At 59.4% G+C, this 21,598-nt stretch carries 12 protein-coding genes and 2 pseudogenes; 3 read left to right on the plus strand and 11 right to left on the minus strand.

Going from position 1 to position 21,598, the window contains the following annotated elements; genetic code table 11:
* Positions 1–150 precede the first annotated feature (150 nt).
* From PKO02S_RS01940 to PKO02S_RS01970, 7 genes and pseudogenes are all read right to left on the minus strand, one after another.
* Positions 151–981: a metallophosphoesterase family protein gene (locus PKO02S_RS01940; RefSeq protein WP_127579402.1), complete on the minus strand. Its 831-nt coding sequence runs from the start codon at positions 979–981 to the stop codon at positions 151–153.
* A gap of 219 nt (positions 982–1,200) precedes the next feature.
* Positions 1,201–1,647 (minus strand): YdeI/OmpD-associated family protein, encoded by a 447-nt coding sequence (locus PKO02S_RS01945; RefSeq protein WP_127579403.1) that lies wholly within the window; start codon positions 1,645–1,647, stop codon positions 1,201–1,203.
* A 384-nt stretch (positions 1,648–2,031) separates the two neighbouring features.
* Positions 2,032–3,489, minus strand: coding sequence for an amidohydrolase (locus PKO02S_RS01950; protein WP_127579404.1), 1,458 nt, complete (start codon positions 3,487–3,489; stop codon positions 2,032–2,034).
* A gap of 5 nt (positions 3,490–3,494) precedes the next feature.
* A complete protein-coding gene (locus PKO02S_RS01955) occupies positions 3,495–4,121 on the minus strand; it encodes an RraA family protein (protein ID WP_127579405.1) in 627 nt (208 codons plus the stop codon).
* Between the two features lie 40 nt (positions 4,122–4,161).
* Positions 4,162–4,782, minus strand: a complete 621-nt coding sequence (locus tag PKO02S_RS01960; protein WP_127579406.1) for an RraA family protein — start codon at positions 4,780–4,782, stop codon at positions 4,162–4,164.
* A gap of 959 nt (positions 4,783–5,741) precedes the next feature.
* Positions 5,742–6,894, minus strand: a pseudogene (locus PKO02S_RS01965) (DEAD/DEAH box helicase); the annotation flags it as partial.
* Between the two features lie 121 nt (positions 6,895–7,015).
* A pseudogene (locus PKO02S_RS01970) lies at positions 7,016–7,633 on the minus strand (DUF7986 domain-containing protein); the annotation flags it as partial.
* A gap of 143 nt (positions 7,634–7,776) precedes the next feature.
* On the opposite strand from PKO02S_RS01970, the gene PKO02S_RS01975 reads away from it, so the two are divergent.
* The 3 genes from PKO02S_RS01975 to PKO02S_RS01985 all read left to right on the plus strand — a co-directional run bounded on the left by PKO02S_RS01975 (position 7,777) and on the right by PKO02S_RS01985 (position 13,755).
* Positions 7,777–9,363 (plus strand): SWIM zinc finger family protein, encoded by a 1,587-nt coding sequence (locus PKO02S_RS01975; protein WP_127579409.1) that lies wholly within the window; start codon positions 7,777–7,779, stop codon positions 9,361–9,363.
* Positions 9,360–12,590: a DEAD/DEAH box helicase gene (locus PKO02S_RS01980; RefSeq protein ID WP_246066790.1), complete on the plus strand. Its 3,231-nt coding sequence runs from the start codon at positions 9,360–9,362 to the stop codon at positions 12,588–12,590. Before PKO02S_RS01975 ends, PKO02S_RS01980 begins: the two co-directional genes overlap by 4 nt.
* 118 nt (positions 12,591–12,708) lie before the next feature.
* Positions 12,709–13,755, plus strand: a complete 1,047-nt coding sequence (locus PKO02S_RS01985) for a hypothetical protein (protein ID WP_127579410.1) — start codon at positions 12,709–12,711, stop codon at positions 13,753–13,755.
* A gap of 882 nt (positions 13,756–14,637) precedes the next feature.
* Here PKO02S_RS01985 and PKO02S_RS32840 read toward each other — a convergent pair.
* The 4 genes from PKO02S_RS32840 to PKO02S_RS02005 all read right to left on the minus strand — a co-directional run bounded on the left by PKO02S_RS32840 (position 14,638) and on the right by PKO02S_RS02005 (position 21,492).
* Positions 14,638–17,808, minus strand: a complete 3,171-nt coding sequence (locus tag PKO02S_RS32840) for a glycoside hydrolase family 30 protein (protein ID WP_127579411.1) — start codon at positions 17,806–17,808, stop codon at positions 14,638–14,640.
* Positions 17,809–17,892: 84 nt separating this feature from the next.
* Positions 17,893–19,542, minus strand: coding sequence for an extracellular solute-binding protein (locus PKO02S_RS01995; protein WP_127579412.1), 1,650 nt, complete (start codon positions 19,540–19,542; stop codon positions 17,893–17,895).
* 45 nt (positions 19,543–19,587) lie between these two features.
* Positions 19,588–20,544, minus strand: coding sequence for a carbohydrate ABC transporter permease (locus tag PKO02S_RS02000; RefSeq protein WP_246066791.1), 957 nt, complete (start codon positions 20,542–20,544; stop codon positions 19,588–19,590).
* A gap of 18 nt (positions 20,545–20,562) precedes the next feature.
* The gene (locus PKO02S_RS02005) at positions 20,563–21,492 is read right to left on the minus strand and encodes an ABC transporter permease (protein ID WP_127579413.1); all 930 of its coding nucleotides are present in this window, start codon (positions 21,490–21,492) and stop codon (positions 20,563–20,565) included.
* Positions 21,493–21,598: the final 106 nt, after the last annotated feature.

Genomic DNA, 21,598 nt, shown 5'->3' on the forward strand with positions numbered 1-21,598 from the left:
CCGAATGGGGATAAGCGCGGCCGTGTGCGCGTTAGCACTCTCTCCAGCCGACTGCTAATCTACCAAATTTATATCACTCCTCCCTGTCCATGTCAAGTGATGTCCTTGGGCGAATAGCGCCTGTCCACAAGAAAAAGGTAACGGGGATGGCTAGCAGATTAGGGTAACGATTTTGCCAGGTGTGCGGCTGTTCTCAGCGGGGTACCCGAGTGAGTTGTTGATGAACCGGCAGCCGTGCCTCACGTAGGAATGGCGTTGGTGTACATGACCGGAGCACCAGAGCTTCCCATGGGTAGCAGCGAAAAAATCGGAGCCGTCGAAATAAAAGCAGCCGCTCAGCGGATCGCGGGCGAACATCGCGGAAACGGAGGACCAGTCCGGGCTTACATGCGTGACGAGCACATCCGAGCTCGCAATGACGCGCTGCAGCCTGGCTTTCTCCTCGCGGAACATCTCAAGCGTGCGCAAGGGCAGTCCAGTCAGGTATGTGCGGTCATTCATGCGGGTCGACCACGCTTCCAGCACCGACGCCCAGCTCAGACCTAGCACTTGTAGGCTGTATTCGAAGTCATACCACATGCCGGTGCCGCCAAAACGGATCCCGTCGAGGCTGATTGTGCGGCCTTCGAGGATGTGGACGCCAGACAGAGCGGTCGCCAGCGTCTTCATCTGCGTCCATCGGTCGATGGAGGCGGTTTGCGGAGCGCGCTGCATGGCTGCGGCGTCGAGGACGTAGTAGTCGTGGTTGCCCGCCACCACGAGAATATTCGTATAATAGCGCTTGAACGCTTGCAGCACCTCGTAATTTAATTCATTGTAGTGGCCCAAGTCTCCGGCGATCACAAGCGTGTTCGAGACATCGCCCGGGAGCAGGCTTCTGACGAAGGCTTCGGCATCGTGCTGCTGTTCTCTGGCGAATCGGCCGGCCGGCTTCAGCCAAAATTCAATATGCAAATCGGAGATCAAATCGAACCGCTTCATCGTGCATCACCGGGCTTCCCTTCTGTGTTATACAGTGCACTAGGATCAGGTTAGGAGTATGTATTGCTTGCCTAGCCATGTTTTTAAACTAGTATACAACAGAGCGGTCATCGTGTGCAGAAATTTCCAGATTGAAACAAAACCAACTTCCGCCTGAATGAAGTAAAGCTGCGCACGGCGGGAAGTTGGTTTTTGTTTGGGTGCGGTGTTCCGCTAAGTTTAGGCCTTGCCCGCCTTCAGCTGCTCGATGAACTTCGCGATTCGTTTCAAACGCGTCTCGGCTGTTTTGGCATCGTCGAGCTGCAAGACGAGCCTCCGCTTGTTGCTGTAGGACAGGCCCTCGAAGAACTTCAGCGCCTCCGGCTCCGCCGACAAGGCGGTCGCGAAGTCGTCCGGCGCGACGATCTCGCGCGGCTCGTTGTCGAGCTCGATGCCGACCTCGAGCTCGTCCCCCGCGGCCACGCCCGCCGCCGTCCGGTTCGCCGCGCTCAGCGGCACCCAGTACTGCCCGCCCATGGGCGCCACGGTCGTCCGGTAGCTGTAGCTCCCGATCGTGACCGTCACGGCCGGCCGTTTGCCCGAGTCGAGCGCCGCCACGACCTCGTCCGGCACCTGAATGCCGGTTGCGGTCTTGCCTTCCAACGTTACAACGCTGCGAAATTTCATACGCCTGCGCCTCCTTTCTTTATAGCTCTATGCTATCTGTTCTGGCGGGAGTTGTACAGTAGGGGGTCGGGGAGGGGAAGCTGTAGAGGAGCTGACCGTGTTCATGGACCGCTACGTGATGGTGGCCGCGGAGATGATGCGTACGAAGCGTCGCTGGTGCCGCTTTGGCCCGCAGAGTGATCGTTCGCGGCGAACGACCCTTTCGCGGGCTGGCGATCGTGCGCTAACAAACCTTTTTCCGCTATTCCCGTACCTTTTCCGCTAAGATTCCGGACTTATTTGAGCGGAGAAGCTCGGAGAAGCGGCGGTTGGGTGGAGTTAGTACGGATTCCGGACTAAGAAGACCCGCCACAGATGACGGGTCTTCGGTCTTGCGCAAGTAATTTAGCCGGCTGGTACGGTGACTGGCACGGAGGCGGGAGGCTGCACATCGGCAGGCAGCGCGCACACGTATGTCTTCCCGTTGCGCAGCCGGGTGAATTCGTCCTTCGCATTTTCTATAATGCCGTCTTGGTTGTGCAGCAGGTCGTAGCCGGAGAGCGCCATGATTTTGGCGGCGTGCAGCATGCCCTTCATGCCGAGCGGTGAGCCGTAGGAGGCCGTGGCCTGCCAGGTATGGTTCGCCACGCCGACCGGGGCGCAGGCGATGCCGACTTGGCCGACCGGCACGATCCAGGAAATGTCGGCGAGGTCGGTGGAGCCGCCGTTGCGGTTGCCGAACGGGCCGCGGAAAAACCCTTCCGCCAGCACGTCGTCCGGGTTCGCCCCGAGGTCGGCAAGCCGCCGCCGCGCGCCATTCCGGCTGCCGGCGTCGAGCGTAGCGACCAGCTCCTGCGCGAGGTGATAATCCTCCTCGCTGTACAGTAGCGGCCCCGCCACCTCCGCTTGCGCGAGCATGAGATCGCCCATCGCCGCGTTCGGCAGCGTGTCGTAGCACCCGGCCCGCAGCTGCCACGAGACCTGCGTCTCGGTCATCAGTGCCGCGCCTTGTGCGATCTTGAGCAGCCACGCATACAAGCCGTCCACATGATCGCGGTCAAAGCCGCGCAAGAAATACCAGACGCTCGCTTCATCCGGCACGATGTTCGGCGCCATGCCACCGTTCGTGATCACGTACTGGATGCGCGAGCCGTCCACCACATGCTCCCGCATGTAGTTGGCGCCGACGTTCATCAGCTCCACTGCGTCGAGCGCGCTGCGCCCTAGATGAGGCGAACCGCCGGCATGCGCCGTTTTGCCGCGAAAGTGGAACTCGACCGAAGTCAGCGCCGCGTTGCGATCGTTGATCGTCGAGTTCATGTAGCCGGGATGCCAGGACACGGCGCAGTCCAAGTCGTGGAACACGCCTTCGCGCGCCATAAACGTTTTGCCGGCCAGCACTTCCTCGGCGGGACAGCCGTAGTAGCGGATCGTGCCCGGCAGCCCTTCGGCGGCCATCCGCTCCTTGAGCGCCATCACCGCCGCCACCCCGGCGGTGCCGAGCAGGTTGTGCCCGCAGCCGTGGCCCGGTCCGCCCGGCACAACGGCGCAACGTTCGGCGTTGCCCGCCTGCTGCGAAAGGCCGGGCAGCGCGTCGAACTCGCCTAACACGCCGATTTTCGGTCCGCCGCCACTACCGCCGCTACCTCCATCGCCGACCGAGTACTCCGCGACGAAAGCAGTCGCCACGCCGCCAACCTGCGGCCGCACAGCGAAGCCCGCCTCCTGCAGCACCTTCATCTGTAGGGAAGCAGCAAAGCTCTCCGTATAGGCGAGCTCGGGCCGCTCCCAGATTTGACGGGCTACACCGTAGAAAAGAGGCGCCTGCTCATCCAACCATTGCACGATAGCCGATTTGCTCATCCCGCTCAGCTCCCCGCCTGAACGGCGGAATTCCAGTAGTCGCTGCGCAGTATCACCTCGGCCGCTTCCTTCTCCAGGAGCGTGGGCAGCAGCTCGTGCGCCTCCTCGGGATTCAGGAAGACGATACCGTTGTCGTCCGCCACAACAAGATCGCCCGGATACACGATGACGCCGCCGATCTCGACCGGGACGCGCACGGCGCCGCTGTTCCCTTCCTTGCGGCCGATCTTGGCCGAGATGTGGCGCGCAAAGCAAGGGAACCCGATCGCCTCCATCTCGATGACATCCGTCACCGCGCCGTCGACGATCAGCCCCGCCAGGCCCATCCGCATCGACGTGAACGTGCTGATCTCACCCGCGCAAGCGTATGCCGGGCCGTCGCCGCCGTTCACGACGAGCACATCGCCCGGCTGGGCGAGCTCGTACGCCTTGCTGATCGCGGCCAAATCCCGGCCGGCGATCTGTACGGTGAAGGCGGAGCCGACAAGCTTCAGCTTGCGGTACACCGGCCGAATCGCCGTATCGGCGAAGCCGTCCTCGCGGACGTGGCCGACCGTCGCCGGATTCGTCTTCCGGTACCCTGCTATAAGATCGGGATCCACCCGTTTGAAGTCCGGTCCAACATGAATCATATCCAATTCCTCCTCGCCGAAGCCGGCCGAATGTGTTAGCTTACTTCTTCTGAGCCGCGGAAGCCGCAGCGATCATCGGGCCGAACCCGATCAGATCGGCGATATGGGCGCCATCCTTCACTTTGCGTGCAATGTCCGCCTCCAGCTCCTCAATATGCGCCGCAGCTTGCAGCATCTCCTCGATTTGCTCCTTCGGCACCACGACAACCCCGTCATCGTCGCCAATGATCAAGTCGCCTGTATGAACAACCACGCCGCCGCAAACGACAGCCTCGCCAGTGGTGCCGATTGTTTTGTTCGTCCCGACTCTCGGGGTAACATGCCGCGTGAATGCCGGGAAATCGAAGCTGCGGATCAACGCCACATCGCGGACCGCGCCGTCGACCACGATTCCTTTCACCCCGCGCTCCATCGCCTCCATGCTAGTCAGCTCGCCGAACAGCGCTCCTTCCGGGCTGCCGCCGCCGTCAATCACGAGCACCGAACCGCTCGGCACCTCGCCTAATGCTTTATGGCATGTAATGATCGAGCCCGGGTAGCATTTGACCGTATAGGCGATCCCGATCATCTTATAGCCTTCCTTGAGCGGCTTAATCCCCGCATCCATCGTAAACATCTTGTTCATGGCGTCGCTTAGCGCAGCGCTTGGGTAAAAATTCATCAGCTCATACAGCTCCTTTTGGGCAAATTGGAAAAGAATTGCTAGTGTGGATTGTATAGATTGCGCCTCTGTTTGCCTACTGTCTGTTTTCCAGCTTTGTCTCACATCTTCGTATTTCCCGTAGAACAGACACAAAAAAGGCTATTCCGTCCGATCTGTGGGGGACCTCGGAATAGCCTAGCCTGACAGATTTAGTTGTCGGTGAAAATAGCGCTATGAAATCACCTTATCTAGTCGAAAGTGCCGATTTGCAGAAAAATAACGATACGGCATCACCTTATTCCCGTCAATTGTGGGAAAAGTCGAGCCTGATGGGGCAAATAACGTTATGCCATCATCTTATCCTGGAGAAAAACTCGGTTGGCGGGCAAATAGCGGTACGCCATCATCTTATTTCGGCGAGAACCAGCGGCGCCTGCGATTGGACTTCGAAGCCGTCGCATCGGCGGCGCTGGAAGTGCTGGTGACGGCGGTTGCCGGCTGCTTGATCTGCGGCCGCGATTGTGGCTGCGACTGAGGCCTCGGCTGCCGCTCGGCTTGCACTTGCGGCTTCGGCTGCTGCAGCTTGGCTGCATGCGATTGCCTGGATGGCTGAGGCTGTCGTTGCTCTTGCTCACGGCCCTGCCCCTGCTCTCGCCCTTGCAGTTGCACACGCCCTTGCTCCTGCCCTTGCCCTTGTGCCTGCTCTCGCCCTTGCCGCTGTTCCTGCCCCTGCTCTCGCCCTTGCCGTTGCCCTTGCACACGCCCCTGCTCTTGCTCTCGTCCTTGCCCTCGCCCTTGTGCCTGCACACGCCCCGGCTCCTGCATGCGTCCTTGCTCCAGCCCGCGCCCTTGCCCTTGCACGCGTCCCTGCCCCCGCTGCTGTCGTTGTACCTGCGTTTGCTGTTGCCCTTGCTGCTGTCGCTGTCCTTGCCGCTGCCCCTGCCCTTGCGCATTCCCTGTCTGGCTCGCCTGCTCGTGCAGCATAGGGAACGGATGATCCTTCACCTCGGGAATCGACTTCTTGATCAGCTTCTCGATGTCCTTCAAGTACGGCAACTCCTCGGCTTCGCAGAACGAGATGGCCGTCCCGCTCATCCCCGCGCGTCCCGTCCGGCCGATCCGATGCACGTACGTTTCCGGAATGTTCGGCAGGTTATAATTAATGACGTAAGGCAATTCTTCGATGTCGATGCCTCGCGCCGCAATATCGGTAGCCACGAGTACGCGGGTGGCGCCGTTCTTGAAATTGTTCAGCGCCGCCTGCCGGGCGTTCTGCGACTTGTCGCCGTGGATCGCCTGAGCGGAGATGTTCGCCCGGGTCAACGCCTTCGCGACCCGATCGGCGCCATGTTTGGTCCGGGTAAACACCAGCGTCGACGTGATCGATCGGTCTTGCAGCAAGTGGTTAAGCAGTCCGAGCTTGTTATCTTTATCGACCTTGTACACCGACTGCTCGATCCGATCCACCGTGGACGATACCGGAGTGATCTCCACTTTCACGGGATTCACTAGAATGGATTGCACCAGGCTCGCGATCTCAGGCGGCATCGTAGCTGAGAAAAACAGCGTTTGACGCTTAGCCGGCATTTTGGCGATAATTTTCTTCACGTCGTTAATAAAGCCCATATCGAGCATACGGTCGGCTTCGTCCAGCACTAAAATCTGAATATGCTGCAGATCGACCAGCCTCTGATTCATCAAATCCATCAGCCGGCCCGGCGTCGCGATCAGGATGTCCGTGCCCTGCTCCAGCTCCCGCTCCTGCGATCTCTGCGACACGCCGCCCACGACGACGGCACAGCGGATCGACGTGAACCGGCTGTACGCGGTGATATTATCGGCGATCTGGATGGCCAGCTCCCGAGTAGGCGTGAGGATGAGGGTCCGAATCCAGCGGTGCCGCTGCTGCTGTTGGGACGGCCTGCCCGCCATATCGCCGCTCAGCAGTTGAATGATAGGCAATGCAAAAGCGGCCGTCTTGCCCGTCCCCGTCTGGGCGCAGCCAAGCAAATCCCGCCCGGCCAGCACGGCTGGAATCGACTGCTCCTGGATCGGCGTCGGCTCCTCGTAGTTTTCTTGTCTGAGCGCCTTCAGAATCGGCGGAATCAGCTTCAATTGTTCGAATGTCATAGGTTCTCCTTTTGTATAACGCAGAGAGGAGCCTGAAATCGACAGGCCCCTCCGAGTAGTACAAGTCTAATTTGATACTAACTAGTATAACACAATTTGGGATCAGACCAAACTAACGGAATTAGCGAACATGATCAAAACTGGATGGAAGCCCTTCCTTACGATTCAAATGAAAAAACACGCGAAGTCTTTTGATGGCGGGATCCTCGATTTGCAGCTTTTTGATCATTTTCCGTGAGCGGCTTAACAAGTAGTCCTTATGGTTCGGAGAAAAAATAAAGCCTAAACCAGTAGTCATATTAAATGGTTCAAGACGGATAATCCGTGTGAATACCAAGGGTCGGTTTGGTGCTTTAAGGGATTGGCTTAAACCCAAATCCACAATCTCGAAAGGTTCGGTATCGGCCAATAGATCGAATAGCCGGAGGGTGCTATTTTCCGCGTTGATTTCCTGGACTTCGAATAACGAGCTTTGCGCCTGCAGCATACCCGCAAGCAGCTCCTTTTCAACGGGATTGTCGGTCTCAAAAGTTTCCGAGAACCTATCTACCAAGCTCTTATCTCCGATCATCTTCTCGTAAACTGTAAAATCAGCAAGCGTATCGACATCCGAGTCGTTTTCAATGACGATTTGTCCCCGATGATTCAAAATGTCCAGCCCACGTGCAGCAAGCTCGAATCCTACCTTCTCTTGCCCGGAGGCTCGGATTATTTTGTCGTGGAGCTGTACAAGGGATTGTCGATATGTTTGTACTGTTCAATTGGGTTCATAAGTCGGCTCCTTCTAGGATATTCTCTCCAACATTGTAGCAGATTGCAAAGCGCTCTATAATGAAAAGACTACTACCGCTACAAGCTTTTTTCAAGGAGATGCAACGCCGTATGAATTCGAATCCCGTCCTGAACGATGAGCAATGGGGACAGCTGCTGTCGCAGATCCCCCGTCTATACAACGATGTGACGCTCAGCCGAGGGTTTCAATATTACAAGCAGCAGGTCGTCACCAGCCTCGTGCAAAAAGAAGATCGTATCATTCAAGCCAAAGTCGCAGGCTCGGAAACGTACCATGTGACGCTACGGCTAGACAGGCTGCACGCCAGCACTTGCTCTTGTCCCGTACATGTGCACTGCAAACATCTCGCGGCGGTCATGATGGAGCTGGCGGATCGGATCGGGTATCCGGCGGCGCAAATTCTGAACGCCAACAGCGCGATCAAGCTGGACGAAGTCCGGAAACAGAAGCAGCAGATGCCTGCGGTTTCCCAGGAAGAGCTAAACGCGCTCCCCGGTACGGATGTGTTCGGGTGGCATGCTTTTCTCACGAAACGGGAAGCTCACATTAAGCTAGGCTACGATCTGCTCGTGTTCACGGACGCGCTGCGCGCCGACATTCGCGGCATTCCGCATAATCGGATTCCGTTTACGGTCAACGACTCTCATTTTTTCAGCTTGCATGAGGAGCTGTTTATTTTCGCGCAAGCGGTCCGGAGCACTCAGAACGGCTCGAGCTACTACACGCCTATGGCTTTGAACGCCGTGTTCGAGGAGCTGTTGAACTGGATCTCGGTACGTTCCGCGCAGTTCCATCTTCCCGATACGGAGACGCGGATGCTGCAAACATTCGGCTACATGCGCAGCCAGATGGCGGTGGAACCCGGACAGAGCTTCTTTTTTTATCGTCTTTACACGATGTTATGGAAGCTATGGCTGGAGCCGCATCCGGAGCGGGACCGTATAGTGAGGCTTGAGGCGGAGGCAGCGGACAAACAGCTGTCGCACGCGGAGACTCCTGCATCCCCGTCCCTTGCGCTGGCCAGAGGGTATGTCTTGTTCCATGCGGGCAACTATGAGGAAGCCTGGCAAGCGCTGTCGTCGCTCGGAACGGGTATCCGCTCGGTCGCCAGGCTGTACCTTCCTTTCCTGGAGAGGTTGGCCGCGGAGGAAGCTTGGGAGCCGCTGCTGGACTGGCTGATGAAGTCGACTTCGGCTTTTCAGCGCGGGCTGCAAGTGGAGATGGACGCCTATTTGAGCTGCTGGAAAACGTTGATCGCGCATCGGCCGGAAGCCGAACAGCGGCTGTGGGACGCCTTGGAGGAGCTGCTTCCTTACTCAAGAAGAATTCTGGAGGATCTGCTGTACGAGCAAGGCAAGTGGAAAGCGTGGATTGAGCTGCAGCTGGTGCAGGATACGGATCCGTTCTACCATCGCGCCACGGTCTTCGCCCCGATCGAGAAGGAAGCGCCGGAAGCGCTGCTCCCCTACTACCATCAAGCGATTGACCGGCATGTCTCGCTCAAAAATCGGGATTCCTACAAAGCTGCGGTCAAGCTGCTGAAACGGTTGAAAAAGGTGTACAAGCGGCTTAAGCAGGAGGAGCGCTGGGCGCGGTTTTTGGCGCGGTTCACGGAGCGGTACAGCCGTCTCAGGGCGCTGCAGGAGGAAATGGCGAAAGGAAAGCTGGCGGAATGAGCGCGAAATGGATGACTTTGGAATTGCATGTGATGCTGACGGAAAGCGGCGATGCGCTCTTGTGGGCGACCCGCGAAGGCGAAGTCGATGTGCAGGGAGTGCTGCTCCGCAGGCTGCTGTTCGCGTGGCATGAGCCCTCCTGCTACGGAACGGAGCTGGAGCTGCAGCAAGCCGGGGACTTGACGGTCATTGTGCTGCCGGCCGAGATGGTGCTGCCTTTCTTCGCCGAACCTCCCTTCGTGAAGGCGGTGCGCTGGGAGGCGGGGAACGACGCGGCTCGGGTTTTGCTCGCCGCCGCGCCGGCGCTGTGCCGGGAAGCGCGGGAAGGCCGGTATGCGCCGAACCACGACGCGTTCCGGCAGGGCAAGCTGCAGTGGACGTGGGAGGCTGACTCGGAACGGTTGGCGGATCGGGACGGGCTGCTAGGGCGGGACGGACTGCTAGGGCGGGACGCGCTGCTGGGGCGGGATGGGCTGCAAGGGCGAGACGGACTACAAGGGCGGGACGCGCGGGACGGACTGCTAGGGCGGGACGGGCTGCTAGGGCGGGACGCGCTGCTAGGGCTGGACGCCCTGCTGGGGCGGGACGGGCTGCAAGGGCTGGGGGCGGCGTTCTCCGCTGTTGTTTCCGCAGAGCACTACGCGGACGAAGCGTCGGCTGCTGAGCTGCGGCGTAACTATCCCGCGCTGTTCGAGCGTTCGCCGTCGGCGGCCGCGAGCCGGGGCAGCGCAGAGGAATGGCTTGCCGCCATCGGCTGGAAGCCGGACACGGCCCCGTTCCGCCCGGCGCTGCAGCTGCTTGAGCCGGACGAGGCGGAGGAGCGGGCCGATTGGCGGCTGCGCCTCGTGCTGCAGGACAAGCGGGACGCGCAGACGCTCGTGCCGCTTCGCTTGTTCACAGATGGGCACGCAAGTGGGGTATGGCCCGACGAGTGGAGCCTCTACATCCGCGAGCGGGCGGCCGGCTGGGCGGCGGGGCTGGCGGCGGCGTTGCCGGGTGTGGCGGGCGGTGATCTCAGCGCTGTGGCGGGTGTTGGCGGTGAAGACGGCGGGGCTGCACCTGGCGGCGGTGAAGACGGCACGGCTGCGCTTGGCGGTGGCGGCACCGCCGTCGCTCAGCAGCTGCTCGCCGAGCCGCTGAGCGATGAAGCCGCCTGGCGGTTCCTGACGACGGACAGCCGGCAGTTGCTGAGCGACGGCTGGAACGTCATGCTGCCCGCCTGGTGGGAAGCCGCTTCCCGGCGCAAGCCTCGCTTGCGAGCTCGGGTGAAGGCTGACGCCGGAGGCGAGGCAAGCGGAGGCGCCGATGGCGGCAAGCGCCGCTCGCTGTTCGGGTTGAACTCGATCGTCGAGTTCGATTGGCGCATCGCGATCGGGGAGTCCGACTTGGATGCCGCCGAGTTTGCCCAACTGCTGGAAAGCCACGAGCGACTCATCAAGTTCCGAGGCGAATGGGTGTATCTCGATCCTGTCCTGCTGGACCGCATCCGTCAGTTCATGGCCGGCCTGAAGCCGGAGGAAGGCTTGTCCTTGCAGGACGTGCTGCAGCTGCATCTTCTGAACGAAGCGGATCGCGAGTCACGCTGGGCGGGCGGCAAGCGGCGAGCTGGCGAAGCAGCGGAGGACGATGAGGAAGAAGAGCGCGTCCGACTCGATGTCGAGCTGAACACGCATCTGCTCGGGCTGCTTCGTCAGCTAAGCCAGCCCGCGGAGCTGCTCGCCGAGGTGACCGTGCCGAGCGGCTTGCAAGCCGAGCTGCGCGGCTATCAGCGCGAAGGCTTCGCCTGGCTCAGCCTGCTCCGCAGGTTCGGGCTTGGCGCTTGCCTCGCCGACGATATGGGGCTTGGCAAAACGGTCCAGTTCATCGCCTATTTGCTGCAGCACCAGCCGGAGTCGGACACCCCCGCCCTGCTCGTCTGCCCTACCTCGGTGCTCGGCAATTGGCAGCGGGAGCTCGCTCGGTTCGCACCTGGCTTGAAGGTGCATCTGCATTATGGTAAAGGCCGATCGACCAGCGGGGACTCATCGGATGCCACAACATGGTCGGACGGATCCATCGATATCGTCCTCACCAGCTACACGACGGCACAGCTCGATCAGGAGCTGCTGCAAGCGACGAATTGGAGCTCGCTCTGTCTCGACGAGGCGCAGAACATCAAGAATGCGCAGACGAAGCAGTCCGCCGCCGTCCGTTCTCTCCAGGCACGGCATCGCATCGCGCTGACCGGGACGCCGATCGAGAACCGGCTGTCCGAGCTGTGGTCGATCTACGATTTTCTAAACCCCGGCTACCTTGGAACTCAGCGCGGGTTCCAGCAGCGATTCGCGAATCCGATCGAGAAGGATCGCGACGAGGAGCGCACGGCTCAGCTGCAGAAGCTGGTCAAGCCGTTCCTGCTGCGCCGCAAGAAGAAGGATCCCGCGATCCAGCTCGATCTGCCGGACAAGCTGGAAATGAAGGTTTACATCAACCTTACCGCCGAGCAAGGCGCCATGTACGAGCAGTCGGTCAAGACGCTGATGGAGCGTATGACCCAGCTCGAAGGCATCGAGCGCAAAGGCGCGATTCTCGTCGCCCTCACCCAGCTCAAGCAAATCTGCGATCATCCCGTGCTGCACACCAAAGAGACCGGTGCCGCCGGCAGCAACGACCTGCAAGACGAGGGCTTGCGCGAAACGTTCGTCGTGCGCTCCGCCAAGCTCGAGCGGCTCGTCGCGATGGTCGACGAGCTGCGGGACGAAGGCGACCGCTGCCTCATCTTCACGCAGTACATCGGCATGGGGCAGATGATCGCCGATGTACTGCGAGCGCAGCGCGACGAGCCCGTGCTGTGGCTGAACGGCAGCACGTCCAAGGTCGACCGCGACAAGATGATCGACACCTTCCAAGCGTCGGACGGGAGCGGTCCCGGCATCTTCGTCCTGTCGCTCAAAGCCGGCGGCGTCGGCCTCAACCTGACGGCGGCGAATCATGTGTTCCACTTCGACCGTTGGTGGAACCCCGCCGTCGAGAACCAGGCGACCGACCGCGCCTTTCGCATGGGCCAGAAACGCAACGTGCAGGTGCACAAGTTCATCTCGCTCGGCACGCTCGAGGAGAAAATCGACGAGATGCTCGAGAGCAAGATGAGCCTGAGCGAGAACGTCATCTCCACCTCGGAGAACTGGATCACCGAGCTGTCGAACGACGAGCTGCGCGATCTGTTCGCGCTGCGGCAAGCTTGGTGATGGAGCCGTGCAGCCCCATCTCTACGAGTCTGCAATGTGGAGCAATTGACAGATGGACAATTCACAGCCGAAGTAGAAGGAAGGGGCGATCTGCAAGCATATTGCAGCGGCAGCTATCGTGATTAAAGAAACTTATTTCGACCTTGAATCGTTGGAGGAGCCTTCGCAGCCTGCCTCCCTACCTGAGAGTCTGGAGAAGCAATTGGCCGACATACCAAAGGAGCGCTTGGTCTCCCTTCTGCTAGAGTTGACCAAACACTCCGAATCGGTCCGGCAGCGAATCCGACTGTTCGTCTCCCAATCAGGCGACAAAGAGGAGCTCGTAGAGAGCCGCAAGCTGATCCGATCCTATATCAAACAGGCAAGCGACCGCCACGGGTTCGTCGATTACAATCATGTACATGAAGCGGTGGAAGGCGCGGAATTCGTCCTTAGAGCTTGTGAGCAGGCTGCTGAGGACGAGGAGTGGATGCGGGCCTTCGGTTTGTACTTGTGCGTGGCCAAGGAAATGATCCTCCTCCTGCAGTCCGTCGACGATTCGGACGGAACGGTTGGCGGGCTCGTAGAGGATGGGTTGCAGGGGATGCTGGAAGTCGCGGCTCAACGAGAACACATTCCACCCGGTCAGCAGGAGCAGATTTTTCGACAGCTTATAGAGGAAAGCTCTCAGCCCTATATGGCAGAATGGGCGGATTGGAGTCTCCACATGCTCGAGATCGCCTCCAAGCTTGCCATTTCGCCCGAACGGCGTCAGGAATGGGAGAATCGCTTGAGCGCGGCAGAGAATCGATTGTCTGACCGGAGCTACTATACCGCGAGAATAGCTCAACTGCGCTATGCCATGATCGTTAATCAGGACGGTGAAGAACAAGCGGAGCATTTCATAGACCGTCATCTGCATCTGGAGCACTTCCGAACGATAGCATTCCAGAAGGCAATGGATGGCTCCCAGTACGAGAGAGCCGTCCAACTGGCAGAAGAAGCGATACGGTTGGAATCCGGCAGCATGCGCGGCTACGGCTCCAAATGGAAACGGATGTTGTTTGATGCTTATGAGCGGTCGGGTGACGTAGCAAAAGTCAGGCAGTTAAGCGAGTTGCTGCTGCTCGCCGGCGCTGTTGAATACTACACGAAATTGAAAGAAAGCTGTCCGGCTGATGAATGACCAACCGTGTATGCCCGTATTGTAGAGAAGTTAGAGCGAACCGGTTATTTCCAAGCCTATACTTCAATCCTAGTTGCAGAGAAAGAGTGGTCACTGCTTCTAGTCTATGTCAGGAAGTACCCTGATCAGATCATCAGCTACTACAAGTATCTGAAAGCGCCCTATCCGGCGGAAGTTATTGAGTTATTCAGACAGCATATTTCCACACAGGCAGCTATTGCGGCTAAACGCCCTCACTATCAAGCTGTGTGCAGGCTGATCGGTACGATGCGCGAAGCTTGCGGGTCTGAGCCTGCTGGGGTGATGGTTCACTCACTATTGTCGAGGTACTTGAACAAACCTGCCTTCCAGGATGAACTGCTGCAGGTCCGAGTAAAATAGCGATACGAAATCTAGTTCAACTTTGGTTCTCAAATTGGCCGAAATTGGAGCACTAATGCGAAATTTGGTTCTCCGATAGCGAAATTTGGTATCCAGCACACCCCTCAATTTGGTTTGGCGGACACAGATGCGCTTATTTGCCCTTTCGCCCCCTCAAAACCTCACTTTTGGCCCCAATAACGCATCGTATGTCCGCTTACCCCGTAAAATAGCCATTTTGTTCACAAATAAGGGCCGTATGGTCCGCATACTCGCCGTTGTTGGAGTCCCTACCCTGACAGCATTGAGCACACCCCGCCACCCTCCCTCCTCCAACATCACTATCACCGGACGATCACCTGAGCGTAAAATAGTCCCCTATCTGCTGACCAGATGGGGACTATTAAAGGCTTACAACCATAACTCTACGTTGGCCGCAGCCGACTATTTCACTCACTAATCAGACCAGTTTTTTTATGCATTTTGTTTAGGTTGCTGCTGATTGGGGGAACAGCGCTATGCTTATTTCGCCGAAGCCTCGCCCACGAGTAGCTCGCCGCCCACAATTTCGACGGCGTCGATCGTGACGAAGGTGCCGACGGACTCGGCGCGGCGTTTGCCGCTGACGACGAGGCGCAGCTCGTGCTGCTGCGCCGGGTCGAGCCCGTGCACCGCGATCAGCGCTTTGCGGTAGCCAGCGATCCGGCTGTAGGCGTCGACGGTGCCGCGATACTGGCCGTCCACGAAGACGTCGGCCAGTCCACCGTCTTCGCCGGTCGTGCCGACGAGCCGGACCGAGCGGCCTGTGAAGGCGAAGCTCAGCGCGGCACCTGCGGCGTCGGAGCGGTGGACGGTACGGGTGTACACGTTGTAGTTGCCCTCGACCGGCGTCCAGCCCAGGTCGTTCGCGGCTGCGGCTTCGCTGCCGGCGTTGGCTGCAACGCCAGCAGCGGGTACACCAAGCGCTCCTTGTTCAGCCGACGCAAAGCGCAGCACCGGGTGCCGGTCATCGTATCGCCGGCAGCTCACGGGCAACATCCCTGCACCGACGTCGCTGCACTCGCCACCAACTACACCAGTACCAGCTCCTGCACCAGCTCCTGCACCAGCCCCTGCACCAGCCCCTGCACTAGCCCCTGCACTAGCCCCTGCACTAGCTCCTACACCAGCCTCTGCACCGGCTCCTGCACCAGCTCCTGCACCAGCTCCTGCACCAGCCCCTGCACCAGCCCCTGCACCAGCCCCTGCACTAGCCCCTGCACTAGCCCCTACACTAGCTCCTACACCAGCCTCTGCACCGGCTCCTGCACCATCACCTGCACCGACATCAGTGCCTGCACCTTGACCGGCACTGGCACTAGCAACGGCACCTCCACCAATACCAACACCCGCAACAACACAGGCACCATCACCATCACCTGCACTATCACCTGCACCATCACCTGCACCATCACAGGCACCATCACCTGCACCATCACCTGGACCGGCACCAACACCTCCAGCCGCACCAACTACACCCACGCCCACGCCAGTGCCGACACCTGCACCTGCACCTGCACCAGCACCCGCATCGGCATCGGCATCGGCACTAGCACTAGCGGCTGCCCCGGCGCCGGCCTCGACCGGCTCGATGCGCAGCCGACGGAACGCCGCCGCGTGGTAGCCGCTCATGAGCGCCACGTGGCCGGCCGGCAGCCGGCTGTCTCGGATGCGCACAAGCGGTTCCGCTGCCGCAGCACGGCCCCAGCGTACTTCGATGTTGTCGTCTGCGAGGCGCAGCTCGACCCGCTGCCAAGCATCCGCGTCGAACGGCTCCGTGCGCCCGTGGACGAGCAGCTCCAACGCCCGCCACAGCTCATACCTGCCGTCCGGCCGAATGAGAAACCGGTAACCCTCCGGCGGGTCGCTGCTTTTGGACGTATAGCTGACCCGCCCGGCTAGCCCGACATATCCTTCCGACGAGCCGACCTTTACGTCGACCGACACCTTGTAATTCGTCCACTCCAGGCTCCCGAGCAGCGTGTAAGGCTCCGGCGTCTTGCGGTACGTCCAGTCGATCGGCACTTGCCCTGCGCCGATCTGCTGCCGCAGACAAACTCCATCGCCGGACCCGTCGTCAACAAGCTCGAAAGCCCCGCCTTGATCCGATGCATACAGCGGATAATACCCGGCCACCTCCCGCGTCGTATCGAAGTCGTCCGCATAAGGAAGCGGGAACATCGTAAATGCATCGGCCGCATCCTCTGCATGTACACCGCCACCCGCTGCCACACGCGCCGCCACCCCAGCATCCGCGATCGCACCCGCACCGGCAATTGCGCTTGCTCCGGTACGCGCCGCAACGCCCGTCTTCACCTCCGCTGCTCCCGCACGCGAGCAATCCGAGGTGCCTTTGCGCTGCCCCGTCGTCGTGCTGACCGTGTACATCGCATACGGCTCCGCCGTAAACGCGAGCACCCGGTCATCTCCGCACGACACCGTCGCCACGCGAACGAACTGCTCGCGCTCGTCGGTTCGCCAGATATGGACCGGCTTGCCCGCGACGAGTCCCGGCGCGAGCTCGAACCGGTACTCGCGCCGCTCCGCGCTCCGGTTGACGAGCATAATACTGTAGTCGCCGGAGCCGCTGTCCGGCGGCGCGAGCAGCGTGACGAAGCCGCCCGCTTCGTCCATGGCGCAGCCGCTGTCCACGTACGTCCAGCCCGGCTCGGCGAACTGGGTGAAATGCGCGACGACCCACAAGCCCGGGTCGACTACATAATGGCCGGACCACGGCCAAGTGGCGACGAGGATGCCTTTGTAGCTGAACGGCGTGTTCTCGTACTCAGCCTCTATTAGCGGATGCAGCACATACTTGACCATTCGGCCGGATACATACATCTCGATCATCCGCCGTCCGATATCGAGCGCCCCCGCCGTGAACCGGTGGCGGAACGGGGCCAGGTCCTCGCTCAACCACAAAGGCTTGCCGCTTGCCTTGGCCGTGTCCGTGCTGTCCTGGCGATAGTGGACGGCGTAGCTGTGCACCGCCGCGAACAGCGCCGGGTCGGCCGCCGCATGGTCGGCTATGTCCCAGCCGTGGTCGCTATCGTCGGCCACGAGCCGCACATGCGCGAAGCCGTCGCGATCGAGCCCCGGCCTCAGCACTTCGACCGTCCAATCGCGGCTGAACGCACCTTCGTTAATATCCGGTCCGAGGAAGTCGAACTCGAGCCCGAACTCCTCGCGAGCTCCGCGCAGGAAGCTCAAGTAATATTCCAGCTTGTCGTCGAAGCTCTCGATCCATCGCGGCGTACCCCAGCGCAGCGCGTCGAGGATCAGGTCCGGCCGAATTGCCTTGGCCTGCCTCGCAAGCTGCAGCCCGATGCCGCGACGGATGTCGAAGTCGTCCCGGCTGCGCATATGCGAAGGCTCGGTGCCGCTCGACGTGTTGACGTCGGAGCCGAGCTCGACCTTCAGATGCTGCAGGCTTGCGCCGAACCCCGGCTTGAACAGCAGCTCCATGATTTCCTGCCGCACCGCCTCCGGATAGTCCATCAGCAGCTTGGACATCCCGTTGCTCGTAATGCCGCCAATCCCCTCGAACATGCGCCCCCCGCTTGCCGGGTCGATTCGAATTCGTTTTTCAGCCGCATTAGCCGTCCCTGCCGCACCGCCTGCCATCGCTCCGCCAACTCCATTGCCTATCGTCATACTCCTTCTCCCTCTCCTTTTCCCCGAAAAGCGATTCGCCCAGCCAAACCGCCGAAGCGCCAGCCGGGCGAACCCTCCTTACAGTTATTTTTTCAGGTAAGCCTGATACGCGTCGTTATACACTTTCTCCAAGTCGGCCAGCCCGCGGGACTGCAGCTCCTTCACGAACGCATCCCACTCCCCGATCGGGCGCGCGCCCATGATGAACTTGTCGATGTTTTGCTTGAAGTAGTCGGTAACCGCCGTGCCTTTGCTGCGCAGCACCTTGTTCTGCTCCTCGTCGAAGCTAAGCGTAGGATCCCATTGCACGATGCCCTTGGCGTCTTCCATTACCTTGCGCGAGTACAGGTAGAGGTTCTCGTCCTTGTTGTCGTTCGGGTTCAGCGGCTTCTCATGCTCGAGCGGGAACTCATATTTGTTAAGGTAGTACACCCAACCGAAATCTTTCACAAGGTCTTTGCCCGTCGGATTGTTCTTGCCCTGCATCTGAGCGGAAATGGAGATCGTACCGTCGCTGTTCTTCGCAAATGTCTCGCCCTCGATGCCATAACGCACGATATCGCGGCCGGCTCCATACACCCAGTTGACGAACTTGAACGCCGCATCCGGATTCTTGGCATTCTTGGTCACGACGATCCCCGCATTGGCCAGAACCGGAGAGCGCCCTTCAATGCCGCTATTGCCTGTCGGGCCCTTAGGAGGCGCTACTGCCGCCACGCGAGCATTGCTCTTTTTGCCCAAATACTGATCGTTCAACGTCTGAATCCGCGCTATGAAGTCGATCGTGAACAAGGCTCCCTCATTCGCATAAGCCTGCTCCCACTGCGGCGTCGTGCGCAAAGCGTATTCTTTGTCCAGCAAGCCCTGATCGAACATTTTCTTGAGCCATACCACCAACTGCTTGAACCCGTCCTCGGTCGGCCCATACACATATTTCTTGCTGGTCGTGTTCAAGTAAAATCCGCCCGTTGCCGGCTCATACCCCGTGTTCCAACTGTGCGCCAGACGATTGATGATATGCTCCGAGCCGTTGCGGTTGATCCATGGCACTTTGTCCGGGTATTTCGCCTTCAACGCCAGCAGCACTTGCTCCAGCTCGTCGAACGTTTTCGGCGCACCTAGCTTCTCTGCATCGAGCAAATCCTTGCGGAAAATGAACAGCTCCGTCATCGTGTCGAACAAAATGCGCGGCATAATGTACAGCTTGCCGTTGCTGGCGGCGATCGTCTTGCGGATGTCCGGGTACTTGTCGATTGTGCTCTTGATGTCCGGCGTTTTGCTCAGGTAATCGTCGTACGCGAGGAAAGCGCCCTTTTCGCCCAAAGCGTTGATGTTCGCATCGTTGCTGCTGTTCCAGATGATATCGGGCATGTCGGTGCTGTTCAGGACGAGGCTCAGCTTCTGCTTGTAGGCGTCTCCGTCCGGCACGGACATGATGTTCAGCTTAATGCCCGTTTTGTCCAAAATATACTTGAGGAACGCGCTGTCATTGAAAGCCTTCACGGGGAACGACGGATGCTCCTGCATAAGCACGGTCAGCTCCGTTTCTTTGTCGACGATCCAGCCTTCTTTGCCATTGCCCGTTGGTTTGACGCTAGCGCCGGCACTCGGACTGCTGCTCGATGTCCCTTTGTCCCCGCTGCCCCCTCCGCCCGAGCAAGCTGTCAATGCCACTACGAACGCGAGAAAGATAGCCAGCAATGCGGTCGGTTTTTTGTATTTTCGTGTAAGCATGTCTATAGAACCCTCCCTATTTCGATTCAGAATCGGTTAACCCCATTAACCTTTAATCGAGCCCATCATAGCCCCTTTGACAAAATACTTCTGAATAAACGGATACACCATCACAATCGGCGCTATCGCCACCACGATTGTCGCGTACTTGACCGAGTCGGAAATAATTAGCTTGCTCGGATCGATACCCGCCGTCGCTTCCGCGAACGAAGTGTCGTCCGAGATGAGGATCTGCTGCAGAAGGATCTGGAGCGGATACTTCACTTTCTCATTCAGATAGACGAGCGGCAGGAAATACGAGTTCCAATGCCAGACCGCGTAGAACAGCATGATCGTCAGCAGGATCGGCTTCGACAGCGGCACTACGATGCGGATGAGCACCTGCAGCGGGTTGCAGCCATCCACAATCGCAGCCTCCTCCAGCTCCGACGGGAACGCTTGGAAGAAGGTGCGCATGATCATCAAGTTCCACGTGCTCACCGCAATCGGCAGGATGACCGCCCACATCGTATTGATCAGCCCCAGCTCGCGGACGATCAAGTAATTCGGGATGATCCCCCCGTGAAAAAACATCGTGAACACGACCAGCACAGTGAAAAAGCTTCTGCCGTACAGCGTCCGCTTCGAGAGCGCGTATGCCATCAGCGTTGTGAGCACCAGGTTGACCGCCGTGCCGATGATCGTGTACTGGAGCGTGTTGCCATAGGCCGTCCATAAGAACGAGTTTTCCAGCACCGCCTGGTACGCGGTCATGTCGAAGCCGATCGGGAAAAACGTCACTCTTTTTTCGATGACCGCATTTGCCTCGCTGATCGACACGGACGCCACGTGCAGGAACGGGTAAATCGTCGCGACGAGCACGAGCAGTAGCCAAGCGTGCGTAATCGCATCGAACAGTCGGGAGCCGAGTTTGCCGGCACGAGGAGCTTGCTTGTTGGGCAGCATGGGCTTGTGCGTAGACGCGGGCGTGAGCACGGGCAAAGGTTTGTTTTTGTTAGGCATAGGTGTCAATGTCCTCCTCTACCATAAGCTGCTCGACGCGAACCGCCGCGCCGCATAGTTGGCCAGAATGACCAGCATGAAGCCGATCACCGACTGAAATAGGCCGGCCGCCGCCGTGAAGCTCCACTCCGTGCCCACGATCCCCCGCCTGTACACGTAGGTGCCGATGACGTCGGCCGTCTCGTACACGTTCGGGTTGTAGAGCAGCAGCACTTTCTCATAGCTCGCGTTCATGATGCCGCCGATCTGGAAAATGAGCAGCACGACCGCCGTCGGGATAAGCGCCGGGATGTTGATGTACACGATGCGGTGCCAACGGTTCGCTCCGTCGATTTTGGCCGACTCGTACAGCTGCGGGTCTACGGCGGCGAGCGCCGCCAAGTAGAGGATCGAGCCCCAGCCGATCGACTGCCAAATGTCCGAGACGACGAAGATCGTCCGGAAGTATCCGGGCAGCAGCAGGAACTGCTTCGGCTCGAAGCCGAACCACCCGCCGATCTGGTTCACCATCCCGTGCAGCGACACGAAGTTGAACACCATCCCGCTGATGACGACCGTCGAGATGAAATGCGGCAAGTAGCTGACGCTTTGCACCGTTCTTTTCCACCACCGGCTGGTGACTTCATTGAGCGCAAGCGCCAGCAGGATCGGCATCGGGAACGAGAAGACGATCGTATAGACGCTCAGAAGCACCGTGTTGCGGAAGATGATGTAGAAATCGGGCGACTGGAACAAGTCGATGAAGTGCTGCATGCCCTTGCTGTCCGCCCACGGGCTGCCCCATATGCCGTCGAAGATGTTGAAGTCTTTGAAGGCAATCAGAATCCCGTAGATCGGCGCGTAGTGAAACACCAAATAATAGATGAGCCCGGGCAGCAGCATCCACAAGTAGTATCGGCTGCGATAGACGGAACGCAGATGGTTCCGTATCGGCTGACCCAAGTTCATGACCGTGAGCCCCTCCTTCTCTTGCTGGGATGATGCCGATTATGCGGGATGGAGGAGGGGGTGAAAATAGCAAAGTTGTTAGGTTGCGATTGAGCTACGGGTTGAT

The organism is Paenibacillus koleovorans NBRC 103111 (assembly GCF_004000845.1).
Taxonomy (GTDB): Bacteria; Bacillota; Bacilli; order Paenibacillales; family NBRC-103111; genus Paenibacillus_AA; species Paenibacillus_AA koleovorans.